This is a genomic window from Marinomonas sp. GJ51-14, from assembly GCF_055808695.1.
The window spans coordinates 1,962,566-1,980,141 of the sequence record NZ_CM147879.1; the positions used below are offsets into that span (position 1 = coordinate 1,962,566).

Sequence of the window (17,576 nt, forward strand, 5' to 3'; positions counted from 1 at the left end):
TCAAATTTCATCCCACATTAAGAACGAAGACATATCCATATTCTCTGTATCTATAGGATTTAATTTCACCAACTCTTGTGGGCTATTTAATATGTTGGATGAAGACGAAAACATGAGGAGTTCATCCGGATTCTCTACCAGTGGCAGAATGGGAGGGATATTGATAGAAAAAATATTGGCGGTATCTGTTGCGTTAGTGTCAGCCAGAATATAATTACCAGCATCGGCTCCACCCAGCGTTAATCCAGAAATAAACACTGTTTTATTGGTTCCAATACTGTTGCTACTAAAAGAAGCCGAGGCTTGCGCTACACTTAAGGCATCGCCTGAAATCATGCCAATGAAGTTTGCATTGGCTGTGTTGAGTGTAGCGGTTGTCGTGCCATCGTAGGTTTTGTTGTTAGCGGTAATGCCGGTGACTGAAGAAATACTGGCCTGAGAAATATCAGCAAGGGTCGTTACTGATGTTTCTGAGACAACATAGTTATTAGCACCAGTGCCACTTAACGCTAACCCAGAAACTGTCACAGTTTTATCTGTGCCTGCATTTTTATCTAAGAAAGCGCCAGAAATGGATGAAGAAATCAGCGCTAAATCATCCCCTGCAATCATACCGACTAAAGACACACTGCCCGTATCTAACGTTGCTAGGGTTGTGCCATCGTAAGTTTTATCTTCGGCCGTAATGCCTGTCACAGAAAGAGAAGCTTGATTTATATCAGCGGTAGTCGAAGCGCTTGTGTCTGCAAGAATATAGTTACCTGCATCTGTGCCACTTAGTCCTAACCCTGAAATATTGACGGTCTTGTCTGTACCGGCATTTTTATCATCAAAGCTTCCAACCCCAGAATCAACACCCAATACGTCGCCAGCAATCATGCCGGTAAAAGATGCACTGTCTGTATCTAAGGTTGCCGTTGTCGTACCATCGTAGGTTTTATCCGACGCGGTAATGCCTGTAATAGAAGTGATCGTCGCTTGATTGATGGTACTTGTGGTGTTATCGAGGTAAGTGATTGCATAGTTATCGCCGTTATTACCATCGTCAATGGTAATGTCTGCAACAGTAACCGTTTTACCTGTTCCTGCATTTTTATCGGTAAAAGAAAAACTACCACCGCTTAAACTATCTATTCCAAATAAAGTACCGGAACTGACATTTGCCGTTCCTGCTGCATCGAGTGTTCCATCGTAGGTTTTTGTAATGTCTGCGACAGAAAGGGTAATGCTGGCCTGATTAATGGTCAGCATGTCTGTTCCATAATCCACATAGACACCATCAGAACTGGATGTGCTGATATCTAAAACATCTGTATCACTATAAGCATAGGTACCAACATTGGTGGTGGCGATAATATCATCCCCCCAAGTTAGTGTGACATTACCTATTCCTAAACCAGAAACAGAAATATCAGATACATCAGCAAGTTGACCGTAGGTTGTACTGGTATTGCCTGACAGCTGAACATAGTCGTCATAGAAAGACGCACTTTGCCAGTTCAGCATCATGTAACCGTTGTTTTCATCAGTGGAAGATTTCCCCCAGACCGTAGCAAAATCCCATCCAGTCCCAGCAGTATCACCAATAAAAGTGAAAGGGTTTTGCATTTCAGCGGTGGTTAACCCAACGCCTTTACCTGTATCAGATTGACCTGTGGTATCGCTATCGTAATAGCTATTGGAGATGGCAGCACTTGAGTATTTATTACCCACTAGACCACCAACTAGAGTAGTGCCAGATACGCTGCCTGTAGCGTAACTATTCGATACGCTTCCTCCTCCATGTCTGCCTACTAGCCCACCGACATTTGTGCTAGCAGATACATTACCTGTGGCGTAACTATTGGAAATTGTGCCTGAGAGTGTGTTAAATCCCACTAGTCCGCCGACATATTCAATACCTGATACATTACCTGTGGCGTAACTATTTGAAACTGCACTTGATTCACTGTTATAACCCACTAGACCGCCGAGACTATAACTAGCTGAAGCGACATTGTTTGACACTCTAGCTGTAGCATAACTATTCGAAATTGTACTTGATTCATTGTTATAACCCACTAGCCCACCAACGCCTTCCCTACCTGATACGCTACCTGTGGCGTAGCTATTTGAAATACTGCCACCAAAGTTATAACCCAGTAACCCACCGACATTAAAAATACCAGATATGTTTGTATCGATTAAGCCCACATTTCGTATCGTCGCGCCACTTGTATAACCAAATAAACCCACATAGTTAGTGGCGTCTCTATCAATAGTGAGGCTCGAAATCGTATGTCCTAGGCCATCAAATATTCCGGTAAATGGTGTACTACCATCTCCAATCGGGTCAAACCCTGAACCTGTATAGGTATCTGTAACACTGTCATAGCGGGTTGCCCACATGTCAGATTGGCTGCTGTCGGTAAAGGTATCGCCAAAATCAATATCATAAGACAATGTATAATCAGCGCTTAAATCCATCGTCATAAGCTGAAGCTGATGGGTGTTGGTGATGGTGGTGGAGTATTCTGATTGTAAAAATGGACGAGTGGAGCCTTCGATCATGAACCAGACATCATCAAAGTCAAAACCAACATAAGCGGATTCGGTTAAGGCCTCAGCAGTCGAAATACCAGTCCCTTTTCCGGTATCAGATTGACCTGTGGTATCGCTGTCGTAAAAGCTATTTGAAATCGTACTGGAGGAGTTTGAACCCACTAGCCCGCCGACATAAGTCGTGCCGGAAACACTGCCTGAGGCATAACTGTTCGAAACGGTACTCTCGCTATTAAAACCCACTAGTCCGCCGACATAGGAAGCGCCTGATACATTGCCCGTGGCGTAGCTGTTCGAAATGGTACTTGAAGAGTTAAAACCCGCTAGCCCGCCGACAGAGGAAGTGCCTGATACACTGCCCGTGGCGTAGCTGTTGGTAATTGTACTTGAAGTTTGATTCAGACCCACTAGTCCGCCGACATAATAATCACCTGACACACTTCCCTTGGCATAGCTGTTGGAAATGGTACTTGAATAGTTATAACCCACTAGCCCGCCGACATTGTTCTCACCTGATACACTGCCCGTGGCGTAGCTGTTGGAAATGGTACTTGAATAGTTATAACCCACTAGCCCGCCGACCTGAGCATCACCTGTGATGTCTACATTAATTAAACCGACATTTTGAATCATTGCGCCCTTGATATAGCCAAATAAACCGATATTATCGGTAGAAGGTCTATTTATGGTGAGGTCTGAAACGGTATGTCCTAGTCCATCAAATATTCCGGTAAATTTTGAGCTGCTATTTCCAAGCGGGTCAAATCCAGCGTCACTATTCCAATTTGCTGTATTACTGGCGTCTATGTTGGCACCCAGTACGTAATTGCCATCAAGGTCTCCATTGATACCTTGTAAATCTGTACCTGTGGTGGAGCCTTCTGCACCAAGGTCGGTGATAACGGTGTAAGTGATGGCAGCATCAGTGCCTTTCTTGGTTTGAAATAAACTGCCTGCTGCAAGGTTAACCGGTGCATTAATGCTGTAATCACCTGTGGAAGTGGTTTGTGCGTATTGCAATACCAAGCCGTCGTTGGCTGTAGAGCCTGTACTGGTTAGCTCTGCATTAATCGTGATGTCGTGATCGGCACGTAAGGTAAGGGTGTTGCTTGACCAGTCGATAGAAGAGTTGACGATGATGTTGCCTTCGTCTGTACCTGTGCCGTTGGTTTCACCCGCCCAAGTAACACCATCTGCTGTAGAGACGGTGACATTGCCTGTGGTCAATGCGGTTTCTATGGCGGTGGCTTTGCTGTCGTCTATGGTGATATTGACTGGGTCAATTAACCATTCGCCGCCGTTGGTGTTGACGGTTAAATTTTCGTTTATGTTTAAAGTCGCCGCTGAGGTTTCAACAAAGTTCGCTTCCAGTGCGCCTTCGGCGTTGATTTCACCATTTTCCATGTCAGCCAGTAAATAAATACGACCGTTCTTGCTGGCAAGAGTATTGGCTTGAATAGTGCCTGTATTGTTAACCACTCCTTTTAATACATCGGATGCACCTTGAGCGGATAAAACTACTAAACCACCATCGGCTTGAATTAAGCCTTGGTTATCAACTAATGTTGATACGGTAGAGCCTTGAACCTCAATTGAAATCAAGCCATCGCCATCAAAGTCCAATAACACATCCGTACCAGCAGAGAGGGCGGCATCACCATTGATAGTGCCTGTTTCGCCATTGGTCACAGACGGTGCGATTAACGCGACAACCGCGCCCGACACATTGCCGTTATTGACAATGGAACCTTCTGAACCCGAAAAACTATAATTCCCCGCAAGGAAATCGTCATTACTCATGTCTAACGTCGAAGCGACAAACGCACCGGTTTGAACACTGCCGCTGGTGCCAATGATGATGCCGTTCGGGTTTAATAAAAACACCTGACCGTTGGCGTTTAAGTTACCCAAAATCTGGCTGGTGTCTTGACCGACCACACGGTTAAGCGCGATAGACGTAGACGTTGGTTGATTAAAGGTCACCGAATTATCCGCACCGATAGAGAAGCTTTGCCAATTGGTAATCAAGGTGTTGCTTGATTGATTCACCGTCATGGCGCTGCCATCGGAGACGATAGACGCCGAGCCAGACACGACAGAGGCGCGGGTTGGTAACTCACTGGCAAAAAGAGGGAAGGACATCAATCCAGATAAAATGGTCAGTGGCGCCAAAATACGATGAGTGCCTTTTTTGCTTTTTGTCGTTTTACCTTTATTTTTAGCACATTCAGACACCGCAATCATGCAACCAAGCGCCGGAGAAAAAATCACTTTATAGATATTGTTCATGGCGTTGTCCTCTTAGAATCTTGCTGTGGCGGATAGCCACACTTGGTAGTTGTCATCCGTACTGTCTGTGTTGAGATTGGTGTCTTCTGTGCGTCCTGGGTTGTCACCCAAGCCTTGGGCATAGCTTGCAAGGAGCGTAAAGTAGCGATTGTCCCAACGGGCCGAAACGCCAGCACTGGTCAGGCTGTAATCATTGCAATCACAAGCGTTGGTGTTGCTCACGCTGGATGCATCTTGATTGAGCCAGATGTGTCCAGAATCAATAAAGGTGGCGAGTTGTATTTTCCCTAGAGATGCGGACAGAGGGACGTCATAGCGTAACTCTATAGAGCCTAATGTGCCCATATCACCACTGGCTTCACCCACAGGCCAACCACGAATGCCAGTCGGTCCACCTAAAGCAAAACCTTCTGAGCTGTCGAGATTTTTGTTTGCCCACTGACCATACATTCGACTAAATAAGGAAAAGGCGTTAGGTAAGTTTTGTACTCGTGCAAGGCTAATATTAATGTGTTGGAATTGACCATTAGTTTTTAAGCTTTGTTGGTCAGTTTCTAATGCGGATGCTACACCAGAAAGGTCAAGGTCACCGTAGGTCCAGTTAGCTGATAAATAGGTTGCACCTCCCCCCATAAAAGCATCGCGAGTATCAGCGCTGACTCCAAATGTAGTGGAAAGGGATTGCTTATCTTGTAAATAGCCTAGGGTACTGTCGTCGACAAATGTTTTGACATTTAAATTGCCGTTAAAGCGAACATTGGCATTGCGACTACGGATAAAGTTGTAATCGACTCCAAGAGTCAAAAAATTAGCATAGCCTTCTAGTTTGAAGAGGCGACCAGTATCATCGATGTTTTGATAATCAAGAAAGCTGTAGCCGGCTTTTGCGGTAAAATCACTTGCCTTAATAGGAAGGCTAAAAACGCCTTTTGCGAATGTCTGCCCTTCGGACGCCACTAGTGAAAATTGCGTCACATCGCCATAGCCGGTTTTGTCTGTGATGGAGGTTTCTGCTCGAACTTGCTCTTTGCCTGTGCTGTAGGAACCAAAATTATCGACTGAAGTGGAGGCAGTAAAAACGGGTTGTTGTTTTACCTCAATAATCAGATCACTTGTGTTGGCTTCTTTCCCTTGAGTCAGTCGAGATTTTGCGATGACGCCCGGATGATCATTGATGCGTAAAAGGGCTTCTTCTAGATCGGATTTTATAACGTTATCTTTTGAAATATGATCAGTGATGATACTGGTCAATCTCTCTTTTTTTGCGCGAACCGATGAACTACGATCAAATCTAGCCTCTTTGAATAAGGCTTTCATGATGGTGGTGTATTCTTGGTTAGTGTAGTCGAGTTGAACCCTAGACAGGTAACCATCCATAATGTTAATGGTTACCGTGCCTTCTGTGATGTCTTGACGCGGAAGCGATGCATACGCTAGAAGATGACCTTGTTGCTGTAAGTGTGTCGTGATGTTATTTGTTAGTCGAATAATACCTTCAATACCAAGGGGGTTGCCTTTTACACTTGTAATCAATTGGGTTCGAAAGTTTTCAGAAAGAAGCTCCTTTTTGCCAGAAAAAAGAAGATTTTGAATAATAACGGTTTGGTTTGTATCTTCAGCTGTTTCGTCTATAAAGTCTGTCGATTGACTGTTTTTGTTTTTTTCTTCAGTCGGTAGTGGTAGGTCAGGAGTGGTTTTATTTTGTTGTTGTTCAAGCAAAAGTGAGCCAGCATCTGCAGCGTGAACGAGGTGTATCGGAGCAAATGTAAGACTAAAAAAAACGCTGTTTTTATTAGGTTAGTGGTTATAAGGGAGGGGTTTTTTTTAGTAATGGGAGAAAATTTGATGAACCGATTAAACTTAGCATTTTTGTCACGCTGATTTTATATAAAAGATGTAAGTGTTCTTACGCCTTTCTATCTGTATTAACTAAAATGTTTATGAAATAAACATTTCCCGTAGTTTAAATAATGTAATTGTAGGGTTTGAGGTAAGGATTGCTATCAACCGAAAGTATGAAATGACATCTGGTTGATTGGTTTTTTTTAAATTAAATTAATTGGGTAACTTTAAATTTAAACAACATAAGTGTGACACTGAGTTTCTAATCTATTTCTAAAAAAACAGGCACAAATAATAAACAATCATGGTATGATTTTTCACACTAAATTCAGTTTTTTGGTTAACAATAATTAGGCCGTAGCGCATGGAAATTTTACTAGTTGATGATCATCAAATGTTTTTAGATGGGCTTAAATCCATTCTAATGACATCTGACCTTGTTAATAATGTTGAATGTGTTAATGATGGTGAGAATGCTTTAAAAAAACTCATAGGAAGTGATTTTGATGTAGCGCTAATTGATTTACGCTTACCAGTTTTAGATGGTTTTCGTCTGCTGGAAGCAGCTAATGATGCTGGCTGTTTAGTACCAATAATTGTTGTCACTGCGTCCAAAGCCCCTGAAGATATTCGTAAAGCAAAAGAGCTTGGTGCTTTGAGCTTTATTTCCAAAGCTTCTTCTAGTACTCAAATACTTGATACTATTTCCAGAGTATTAAATGGAGAACTGGTGTTCCCAAGCGAAGACTCTACTGTGTATAAGATGACACGTGAACTGCAAAGTACTGACTGGGCAGATAAACATAACCTCACAAAACGACAGTTAGAAGTAATTTGGTTAATCAAACAGGGGTTGTCCAATCAAGAAATTGCTGATCAGTTATTTGTTAGTCTTGCTACTGTTAAATCTCATCTTAGTGCGATTTTTAAGGTACTTGATGTTAAAAGTAGAACTGAAGCCATTAATAAAGCTCATCAATTAGGTCTAGATTAATAATCTCTTTTAAGAAGGCATTAACTATGTACCACGAAAAGATTGAAGTAGATAAAGCTATTATTATCTATGAAAATACCCCTGCTACATTACTGGGTAATCTTTGTGGATGTTTGCTTGTGGCTATTGTTCTATGGAGCGAAGAATACTCTACATCTTGTATGCTTTGGCTCAGTGTTATGTATATATTCGCTTTTATTAGATATTTACATTATCGCACATTAAATTTAGTCACCGCGTCTTATCAAAAAATCATTTCTTTTAGTAAAGTTCAAACCATGATGGTTTTTATAACGGGGTCAATATGGGGCTCTGCTGGACTGATTTTTTTGATCCTGAAAAGCTACAAAATGTCGCTTTTATTATTCTGGCTTTCGTGTGTATGATCGCTGGTAGTCTAGCGTCACTTTCATCTCGCCCCATTACTTTTAGTGCATTTGTTATTCCTATTACTGCACCGCTCATTATTAATATGTTTATTCAAGAGCAAAGCTTTTATTTGTGGATGAGTTTTGGTCTCACAGCATATGTATTGGCTTCTTTTACTTTTAGTCTCAATTTGTCGAGAGTTATTCATAATTCTTTAAAACTTAAATATGAGAATCTTGACTTGATTGTTGACCTAAAAGAACAAACCGAAAAAGCGAATACAGCCAATAAAGAAAAGTCGCGTTTCTTGGCGGCAACCAGTCATGATTTACGTCAACCATTGCATGCCGTTAACTTGTTTTATGAAGTATTAAAGCAAAAGATTAGCGAACCGGAACAGCTTGAAGAACTGGAAAACATTCATCGAGGGTTAAATTCCTTAAACTCATTGCTGGATATCCTTTTTGACATATCTAGACTGGATGCCGATGTGGTGGAAGAGAATAAAACGACTTTTAATATAGGTCATACACTGCAAATGCTGAGTCGTCAGTTTGAAATAGATGCGCAACAAAAGGGCATTGAGTTTAATCTAGAGCAGATAAATCATCTTGTTTATAGCGATTCGGCTTTATTAGAACGTGTACTTATTAACTTATTGGTCAATGCAGTTAGATATACACAAAAGGGTTATGTTCATGTTTTTACTACAGAGTGTTCCGATGGACATATAGCTATTCATATTAAAGATACTGGTATTGGTATTCCTCAAGAAAGACTGGAGGATGTCTTTAGTGAGTTTTTTCAATTGCATAACCCCGAACGAGATCGCCAAAAAGGTTTAGGCTTAGGGCTGGCAATAGTGAAGAGGATATTAAATTTGCTCGATCATAAAGTCGAAGTAAGTTCAACCGTGGGTGAAGGTTCAGAGTTTATTATATATGTACCTAAAAGCGACCAACTTCTAGAGGAACTTCCAACAGAATCATCTGAGAGTCCGCATGCATCATTGTTAACGGGACTTAATGTGATGCTGATAGAGAACGAAGTTGATATTATTGGTGCCATGGAAGCCCTAATAACCCAATGGGGCTGTAAGTTTATTGCTGCTACGTCGACCGAAGACGCGTTGGATCATATCTTAGCAGGAGAAAAACCAGATATAATTTTATCCGATTACCGAATGCCTGGGGCTATGAATGGTTGCCAAGTTACTTTAAAAATAAAATCTATCATTGGAGATGACATCCCCGCAATTATTATCACAGGTGACACTGGGAAATCAGTAGTGCAAGAAATTGCTGAAAGTAACCTCATTGCTTTGCATAAGCCTATTAAACCAGCTCAACTTAGAATACTCATGTCTCGTCTACTTAAGTCTAACCAGGATAGATAACCTCTTTAAGGTGTAAAAAGGTCACTATATAAATAGCCTAGTTAAAGCGGATTTAATCCTATTGAATCATCGCACCTTATTTTCTTCCTGCCATCGGAAACAACAGAAAGCCTGATGTTTTCATCAATTTTTGGTTTCTATATTCTCTGTAATACTGTGTTCTAGGGGAAGGGTTTTGTGTTTCATATTTTTTACTAAAAGAACAACTACCATTATTCATAGTTCTTTTTGGCTTTTGTCACTTTTTCTAGGTAATACTGAGATTCAGAGCGAGGGTGATCGTATCTCAATTTTTGATAAACGCTGCTTGCGGAGTTTTGATTGAGCTTTTCCATTGCAATGGTTCTGTCGCTATCAAAGGTTTTTAGTACGTTGCCTGTTCCGCCGTTATAGGCGGAAATCATCGAGTATTCCTGACTTAATTTGTTTGTCACTTTCACTAGGTATCGCGTTTGTAATATGTACAAATAAGCGCTGCCGATGTCGATGTTATTTTCAGGTTGGAAAAGGGTTTCTTTGGTTGGTTCGTCTGATCGTTTCTTTATCAGGTTGTAAACGTCTTTGCCTGCTGTGGCGGGTACTACTTGCATTAGACCATAGGCATTGGCTGGGCTGACGGCATAAGGGTTAAATGAGCTTTCGGTTTCAATGATGCCATAAATAAGTGCTGGTTCTAGGTTGTATCGATTTGCCGCGGCAATGACATACTCACTGTATTTTTCTTGGCGAAGATGCTGATGTTGCTCAACAAGATCAAATTCAACGGCATAGACGGTTTTGCCATTTTCTTGGCTTTTCTTTAGTTTGTTATTCACCAAATATTCCGCATAGCGTCCGGCACGCCAAGCGTATTGAACGACTTTTCCATCATGGTCAATAACCTGTGGGTATAAAAAAGGAACGCCTTCGGTATTTGGTGCAGAACTGGAGAATATGTCCGTTTTGCTTGGGTCTGCAGTAGTGAGTAGTGTGGTTTTTACTGCATCTTTGAGTGCAGCTAGAGGGTCGCTTGCTGCTAAACTTTCAACCCGCACTGACCCCTTATCAAAGTCTACAATGGTTCGTGCTTGGTAGTTATTGACGTATTTTACATAGGTTTTTTTGTCAGGTAGTGCGCTATTGTTTTTACCCCATTTCTGATTCACTTCTTGGTCAAGATTTTTGTATAAGGCTTGGATGGCTTTAATATCCGCGCGGATCAGATCTCTACTGATTTTAGCTTGCTTGGCAATGGCTTTGATATCTTTAACATCATCTGCATTTTTTATTTGATCGGATAGTTGTTCAACGGAGTCAACAGAATCAAATGATAAGAGAGATTGACAGCCACTGAGAGTCAAAGACAAAGAGCACACGAAGATAAAGGCAAATAGTCGAGAGGTATTATTTAGCATCTAATCCATTACTCACTGAAATAATTGTATGAAATGTGTAAGGGCGAAATTATATCAGAACAATAATCTATGGGGGAAAGAAGAGGAGGTTAATATTTTATTTGTGCATTGTTGGTTGAAACTAAACGGAAAAAAGAGCAACCATGAAAGCATGGTTACTCTTTTTAGTGACACTTTTTATGGTTAAGTGCTTTTCTTGTCGCTGACTATTTAAAAGAAATGGACGCGAGAATTCGTCGATCGCCTTCAAATGGTTGGCGTGCGTGCAAAGTGGTGTGATTATTAACCCAAAGTACATCGCCTGCCTGCCATTTGAAATTGACGCAGTTCTTATTCATTTCTTCAATTAGAGCGTTCATTGTCTTGTCATCCATTGGCTCGCCATCAGCTGTAGCAACGGCTTTTTTACCTTCGTTACGAGTATCGTTCCAACCAGAATAAACCGCAACCATAGAGTTGAAGAAGACTTTTTGTTTTGTTTCTTCGTCATAGCGGATGGCTTCTAGGACGCTAGTTTCTGTTTTTAAGTCGCCATCCTCTAACCATTCCCATCGCATGCCAGCGTCCTTCATTCGCTCTTCTGCTTCTTCTCTGGTTTTAACATTAAAGGTTTCTTTCCAAGAACGACCTATAGCTGAACTGGTGTCTGTTTCTTCTGGCATGACTCGAATATAGCGAACGCCTTGTTCTTCAACTTTTTTCGCAAAACTAGGATTGAGATCGAAGAATTTCTCGCAAATTTCACCAGAATGTAAAATAGAAGTAGCGCCGCCAACGGGAGAGGCGATGTCGCAGTAAAAGAAAATGTAACCCGGAGGTGTCGGGACTTGCGCCATTTCATGATGAAACGGAATGGTTTCCGTCGCTGGAGATTCGTTTGCTGTCACGATACGAGACGCGGTCACTTGTGTTCTTGGTGCTGCACCACCTACGTAAGGCATATTTTTGTAGTCAGTATGGTCGAGCATAGCTTCGAAAAGTGTTGATGAGCTAACAGGGAAACCTCGAAATAAAACAGCTCCGTGTTTAATCAATAGATCATGTAATTCTGCTTTATTTTTCTCTACCCATTGTAAAAAGCTGGATTCATTTTCTGCTGTGTCTGCGTTATCTGGTTTAACTAATAACGGAAAATCCAACCCATTTACTTGTTTTTGTTCTTCTAGTTTGGAAATGATAACGCTCATATTTACTCCGATTGTAATCATGGTTTGTGGGTTAATTCCTAGTCTGTTTAAAGGTGACTAGGAATAATCTATAAATTACTCTAATCAGAATTATCTAATAAGTAAATCAATAGTGAATGAATTTACATTAAAAAATCCCTATAAATCACATAAACTATTGATTTTATTTAACTAAAAATATTTTCAAGAGAGTCTTTTAAAAGAAGGTTTAAAATGAAAAACCATCGTCTAATAGCGTCACTGCTTGTCCTGTTTGAGCAGAATGCTGTGCAGCAAGACCAATTACAACCGCTTTTAAGCCGTCTTCAATAGAGACATCTACTGGCGCTCCTTGAGTGATGGCGTTGAAGAAGCCTAGGTGTTGGTAGAAAGTAGAGCCGTTATGATCACCTGCTTCAAGTAAGGCTTCATCAACAGGAATGTCTGCTTCAACTGGGCCTTTTGGATGACGAGGGCTTAAAACGACTTTAGGGATAGGTGCTGGCCCTAAGGTTTTTTCTGGCCAAAAGCGCCCAGGTCCAGGAACAAAGCATTCAATTTTTGCTTGGGGGCCAATGGCACAAATTTCTTCTTGATAACGGGAGCCTTCGGCAAACATATTTAGGTCAAGGCTGGCACGTTGACCGCTGTTGAAGTCAACAACCACAAAGGCATTATCTATGATGTCAGGTGTTTGTCCGTCATAACTTTCATCAAGGTGATTACAGTCTTGTCCTGTGGAAGCGTAAACACGAGTCACTTCAGATTGAGTAAGCAAGCGCATCAAATCGAAGAAATGGCAGCATTTTTCAACTAAGGTACCGCCTGTTTTTTGATTGAAGCGATTCCAGTCTTGGACTTTTTCTAGGAATGGAAAACGATGCTCACGAATATTAAGCATTTTCAACGGACCAATATCGCCGGATTGAATTTGTTTGCGAAATTGAGCCACAGGCGGCATGTAACGGTATTCCATCGCAACCCAAACTGGTGCTGGATGATTTGCTGCTGCCTGTCGAATTTTTGCAACTTGATCCAGATGACTAACAACAGGCTTTTCGACCAAGATTGGAAGTGACGTTTGTTCAAACAGTTGAAGTAGTTGATCTGCGTGCTGATAATTCGGTGTTGCAATGACGAGTGCATCAATTGCATCTGCGGCCAGCATATCTTCAATAGTGTCGAAAAATCGAACATCAGGAACTAATGCTGAGCAGCGTTCGCGCATTTGCTCATCTGGCTCTGTGATAGCAACCACTTGAGCGCCTTCGATAAGGGCAATGTTTCGCAAGTGTTCTTGGCCCATCATGCCGCAACCAAGTACGCCATATCGAACTGTTTTTTTCATTGGGATTTCCTCTATTTTTTGTTTTTATATCTGTTGATGTCTAATTAAACTTAATGCCAGCGCGCAAAGTAGCGGCATTTGGTTGGGTCGTACCAAGTGAAAGAAAACTCTTCAATGTTTCCTTCATTCGACCAGCTACGACGCAATACTTTAGGAAGCATAGATTGAGACGCTAATCCTAATTTTTCAGTGACCCAATCAGGTGCCTCTGAGCAATCAATTTCGTCTTCTACTCGGCTAATCCAAAAGGAAAAATTTTCACGGTAGTGGAGATAAAGAGATTCGTGTAAATCTTTTAGTTTTAATGCTGTGCCATGGGAATGGCGAAACCATATTTGCTCCATGGCAACTAGCTGACGGTTTAAATAGCGAGATCGACGAATACACCACAGCTTTTCTGTTTTGTCGCTGATTTGCAGTTGGTCTAAGACAAAAGGGTCTTCATCGACCTCTAATGACAGTGTATCTGCTGTTGGAACACCACCCCCGCCAAGCAATTCAAGGTGAAAAAATTGATAAATAGCGCGGCTGCCGGACACTCTTTTTATGTAGGTGCCAGAACCCTGTCGTCGTTCTAATAATCCATCTTCTTCTAACTTAGCTAATGACTTTCTTAAGGTGCCAATGGCCACACCTAATGTTGCTGCTAAGCTCGATTCTACAGGTAAACGTTCACCCGGAAGCCAATGACCTGCAGCAATTTCTCTGTGTAATAACTCACCAATTTGGATATAAAGTGGCAGCTGTTTTGTTTTTTTATCCGACACTTAACTTACTCCGATTTTTTAGACATTGAGCCATTCTACAACTGAAATGACTTATCCTTGAGCTTTTAAATCTAGAAAATTATTAAGGAAAGTGCGGATGTAGACTCTTGCTGGTCATGTTGAGCAGAGCTTATTTTTCGTACTTTTCTTGAGTAAAACTATTTAATTAAGATCTAATGGGGCAAATCGAGTAAAATTCATTCACTATTGATTTACATCAATAGAATACACTGATAATGTCAATATACAAGATCTCAAGATTTGTTCTTGGTGTGCTGTTAAGGCAGTTATATTCGAAAGAATGAAGATTGAGATTATTAATCTATTATAAAAATAAACGCCGGCGTTTTTTTGTATGAAGTGCCTGGCTTAGATATCAAAAATTTGGAGTCACTGAATAATGAAACTGATTCAACTTGGTAAATCAGATGTTCAATTAAGCCGTCTTGTTTATGGCGTATGGCGTTTAGCAGATGCAGAAAACACTTCTACTGCTCATGTCAGAGAGAAAATTGATCTTTGTCTTGATCAAGGTATTACAAGTTTTGACCACGCTGATATTTATGGCGACTACGAATGTGAACGCCTTTTTGGTCAAGCATTAGCGCAGGATCCAAGTCTTCGTTCGAAAATGCAGTTAATCTCTAAGTGTGACATTGCACTTATCTCAGACAAATTCCCACAACGCCAAGTTAAGTATTACGATACAAGCGCTGCGTACATACAAAACAGTGTTGAACAAAGCCTTAAAAACCTACATACAGATTATTTAGATTTGTTGTTGATTCACCGCCCAGATCCTTTCATGGATGCCGTTGAAACAGGTAAAACCCTTGATGCATTAATTGATTCCGGCAAGGTGCTTGCTGTTGGTATTTCGAATTTTGAAGTATGGGATTGGCGTTTGTTGCAATCTCATATGAAACACCCTTTGGTTGTTAACCAAGTTGAAATGAGCTTGTTAAACCGTGATGTGTTTACCAATGGTACTTTGTCAGCAATACAGTTGGATGGATTAACACCGATGGCTTGGTCTCCTTTAGCTGGCGGTGCTTTATTCCAGAACTCAGCAGCAACAACAAGACTTGCTCCTATTTTTGAACGTATCTGTAAGCAGCAAAATTGCTCTGTAGATCAAGCAGCGATTGCTTGGTTATTGGCTCATCCTGCTAATATTTTACCTGTTGTCGGAACGAATCATCCCGATCGAGTTAAAACCTTATCAAAAGCAATGGATGTTCATATTGATAGAGAGACATGGTTCGAGATGTTAACAGCGGCTGCTGGACACGAAGTTCCATAATTCTGTTTTATGTGTTTGGTTGGTCACTGTCTATTTAGATAGTGACTGGCTAGTCAGATAAGAGAACAAGAATGGGAACTAGTCTTTGTTTGGAAAATAACGCAAAGGCTTTTATATAATAAAAAGAATATTTTCGTGGAGCAAAAAATGATCATTTTGCAAAGATTAGTTGATTATTTAGCAAAGCTAAATGAGGCGATTGGTTTCATCGGGCGTAATATCGCTTGGGTGCTGGTTACGGCTATGATTAGCGTGATTTTATTACAAGTTTTTTGTCGTTATGTTTTAAACAGTGCCTTACCTTGGCCAGAAGAAGCCGCTCGTGCTTTGATGATTTGGATGATGGCTGTTGTTTCTGGAGAAGCGTATCGAAAGGGCGGTTTTGTCGCTATTGATATGCTTTTGTTTGCCCTTCCTGAACGCGCTTCACGTATTTTGAAATTGGTCCTGTTAGTGTGTGCTGGCATAGTGCTTTATAAATTGGTGACACTGGGTATCGACTTTTTTGAACGCGGCTTCCGCTCTAGGGCAGCGTCTATCCATATTTCTAGAGCTTGGATTTACCTTGCTATGCCTGTCTGCTTTTTCACTATGTTGTTAGCCAATATTGAACTTTGCTTGCGGGAAATTGGTTGCCTTTTTGGTGACAAAAAAATATTTGAACTTGAGCTTCCTAGCAACTCTGCGTCGTCTAATGACACTGAGTAAGTTTGCCATGTTTCATGTGATATATAGCTTAAAACAATAATAAGAGACACATATTATGCTAGCGTTGTTTTTACCTTTATTTTTAATTTTGTTATTGATCGGTATGCCGGTTTTTTTCGCTATGCTGGCTGCGCCTGGAATCATGTTGTTTTCTACTGGAATGGAGCGTGATATCTCCCTGCTGTTTAGAAATATTTACAACGGTATTGATTCCTTTCCCTTGATGGCCATTCCATTTTTTATGTTAGCGGGTGAGTTAATGAATCGAGGCGGTATCACCATGAATTTGGTGCAGTTCTCGCAGTCTTTCATTGGCCACGTGCGAGGCGGTTTGGCTCACGTTAATATTTTGTCGAGTATGCTGTTCGCGGGTTTGTCTGGTTCTGCGGTGGCGGATACCTCTGCGATTGGTTCGATGATGATTCCAGCTATGGAAAAGAATGGTTATAGCCGAAAATTTGCCGCCGCCATTACTGCAGCATCTTCGGTTATCGGTCCGATTATCCCTCCTTCTGGTATCATGATTATTTATGCTTATACCATGGAAGTGTCTGTGGCTGCTTTGTTTGCTGCGGGTATTGTGCCTGGTATTTTGGTCGGTGTTTCGCTGATGATTCTCGTAGCATTGATGGCGAAAAAATATGATTTTCCAGTTGCTGGACCAAAATCGAGCTGGACAGAACGAGGCCACGCAACGCGAAATGCAATATTACCTTTATTTGCGCCTGTTATTATTTTGGGTGGCATTATTGGTGGTATCTTTACGCCAACAGAAGCATCAGCTGTTGCGACAGCGTATGCCTTGATTATCAGTGTTTGGGTAATGAAAACCGTTACCTTGAAAGATTTGCCCGACATCTTTATTAAAGGCGCTAAAGCGTCAGCCGTGGTGCTTTTATTGGTTGGCTCTGCCATTGCTTTCAAAACGGTGGTGAGCCTTTCGCACAGTGCTGAAATTCTGGCTAACTGGGTGTTAACCATCAGCGAAAACCCATTGATTCTTTTATTCTTGATTAACATACTATTGTTTATTGTCGGTATGTTTCTTGATGCTGGTCCTGCCATTATTATTTTAGGACCAATTTTAGGTCCTATCTTTATCAATTTAGGAATCGATCCAATTCACTTCGCTATCATTATGAGTGTGAACTTAACCGTTGGCCTAGCAACACCACCGATGGGCTTAGTGTTATTTGTCGCCTCCAGTGTGTCGGGTGAACGAATCGAGTCCATTTCAAAAGCCATATTACCTTTCCTTGCAGTTGAGGTTGTGGTGATCTTTTTAATAACCTTTTTCCCAGCTATATCCATGACAGTACCTAGGTTACTAGGTTTAGTCGCGGGGTAGTATTAACCATCAAAATGTAAAATAAAAACATAAAAGAGGACAATTCAATGTTCATGAAAACAAAAATAAATAACGTGATTGCCGCTACATTAATCGGTGCTGGTGTGCTGC

The 17,576-nt window shown here is 41.2% G+C and carries 11 protein-coding genes; 5 read left to right on the forward strand and 6 right to left on the reverse strand.

Translation table 11 applies throughout. The features are described from left to right. Both AC0L3Y_RS09490 and AC0L3Y_RS09495 read right to left on the reverse strand, forming a co-directional pair. Positions 1-4,830 carry a YDG domain-containing protein gene (locus AC0L3Y_RS09490; RefSeq protein ID WP_473461315.1) on the reverse strand — a complete coding sequence of 1,610 codons (4,830 nt, stop codon included), beginning with the start codon at positions 4,828-4,830 and terminating at the stop codon, positions 1-3. Between the two features lie 12 nt (positions 4,831-4,842). Then, on the reverse strand, positions 4,843-6,549 hold the full coding sequence (locus AC0L3Y_RS09495; RefSeq protein WP_473461320.1) for a ShlB/FhaC/HecB family hemolysin secretion/activation protein: 1,707 nt from the start codon (positions 6,547-6,549) through the stop codon (positions 4,843-4,845). A 487-nt stretch (positions 6,550-7,036) separates the two neighbouring features. On the opposite strand from AC0L3Y_RS09495, the gene AC0L3Y_RS09500 reads away from it, so the two are divergent. Beyond that, on the forward strand, positions 7,037-7,666 hold the full coding sequence (locus AC0L3Y_RS09500; RefSeq protein ID WP_473461323.1) for a response regulator: 630 nt from the start codon (positions 7,037-7,039) through the stop codon (positions 7,664-7,666). A gap of 382 nt (positions 7,667-8,048) precedes the next feature. Then, positions 8,049-9,431: an ATP-binding response regulator gene (locus AC0L3Y_RS09505; RefSeq protein ID WP_473461327.1), complete on the forward strand. Its 1,383-nt coding sequence runs from the start codon at positions 8,049-8,051 to the stop codon at positions 9,429-9,431. Positions 9,432-9,643: 212 nt separating this feature from the next. Here the strand turns inward: AC0L3Y_RS09505 and AC0L3Y_RS09510 are convergent, their stop codons facing one another. The 4 genes from AC0L3Y_RS09510 to AC0L3Y_RS09525 all read right to left on the reverse strand — a co-directional run bounded on the left by AC0L3Y_RS09510 (position 9,644) and on the right by AC0L3Y_RS09525 (position 14,106). Beyond that, entirely contained in the window at positions 9,644-10,825 is a 1,182-nt protein-coding gene (locus AC0L3Y_RS09510) for a murein transglycosylase domain-containing protein (RefSeq protein WP_473461332.1), read from the reverse strand. A 206-nt stretch (positions 10,826-11,031) separates the two neighbouring features. After that, positions 11,032-12,012 (reverse strand): TauD/TfdA family dioxygenase, encoded by a 981-nt coding sequence (locus AC0L3Y_RS09515; protein WP_473461338.1) that lies wholly within the window; start codon positions 12,010-12,012, stop codon positions 11,032-11,034. 208 nt (positions 12,013-12,220) lie between these two features. Further along, positions 12,221-13,339 carry a Gfo/Idh/MocA family protein gene (locus AC0L3Y_RS09520; RefSeq protein ID WP_473461343.1) on the reverse strand — a complete coding sequence of 373 codons (1,119 nt, stop codon included), beginning with the start codon at positions 13,337-13,339 and terminating at the stop codon, positions 12,221-12,223. Between the two features lie 50 nt (positions 13,340-13,389). Beyond that, on the reverse strand, positions 13,390-14,106 hold the full coding sequence (locus tag AC0L3Y_RS09525; protein ID WP_473461348.1) for a GntR family transcriptional regulator: 717 nt from the start codon (positions 14,104-14,106) through the stop codon (positions 13,390-13,392). Positions 14,107-14,506: 400 nt separating this feature from the next. Here AC0L3Y_RS09525 and AC0L3Y_RS09530 point away from each other — a divergent pair, with 400 nt between their 5' ends. From AC0L3Y_RS09530 to AC0L3Y_RS09540, 3 genes are all read left to right on the forward strand, one after another. Beyond that, complete coding sequence (locus AC0L3Y_RS09530) at positions 14,507-15,409, forward strand: aldo/keto reductase (RefSeq protein WP_473461354.1); 903 nt, start codon at positions 14,507-14,509, stop codon at positions 15,407-15,409. Between the two features lie 147 nt (positions 15,410-15,556). Beyond that, on the forward strand, positions 15,557-16,117 hold the full coding sequence (locus AC0L3Y_RS09535) for a TRAP transporter small permease (protein ID WP_473461360.1): 561 nt from the start codon (positions 15,557-15,559) through the stop codon (positions 16,115-16,117). Between the two features lie 55 nt (positions 16,118-16,172). After that, a complete protein-coding gene (locus AC0L3Y_RS09540) occupies positions 16,173-17,465 on the forward strand; it encodes a TRAP transporter large permease (RefSeq protein WP_473461366.1) in 1,293 nt (430 codons plus the stop codon). Positions 17,466-17,576: the final 111 nt, after the last annotated feature.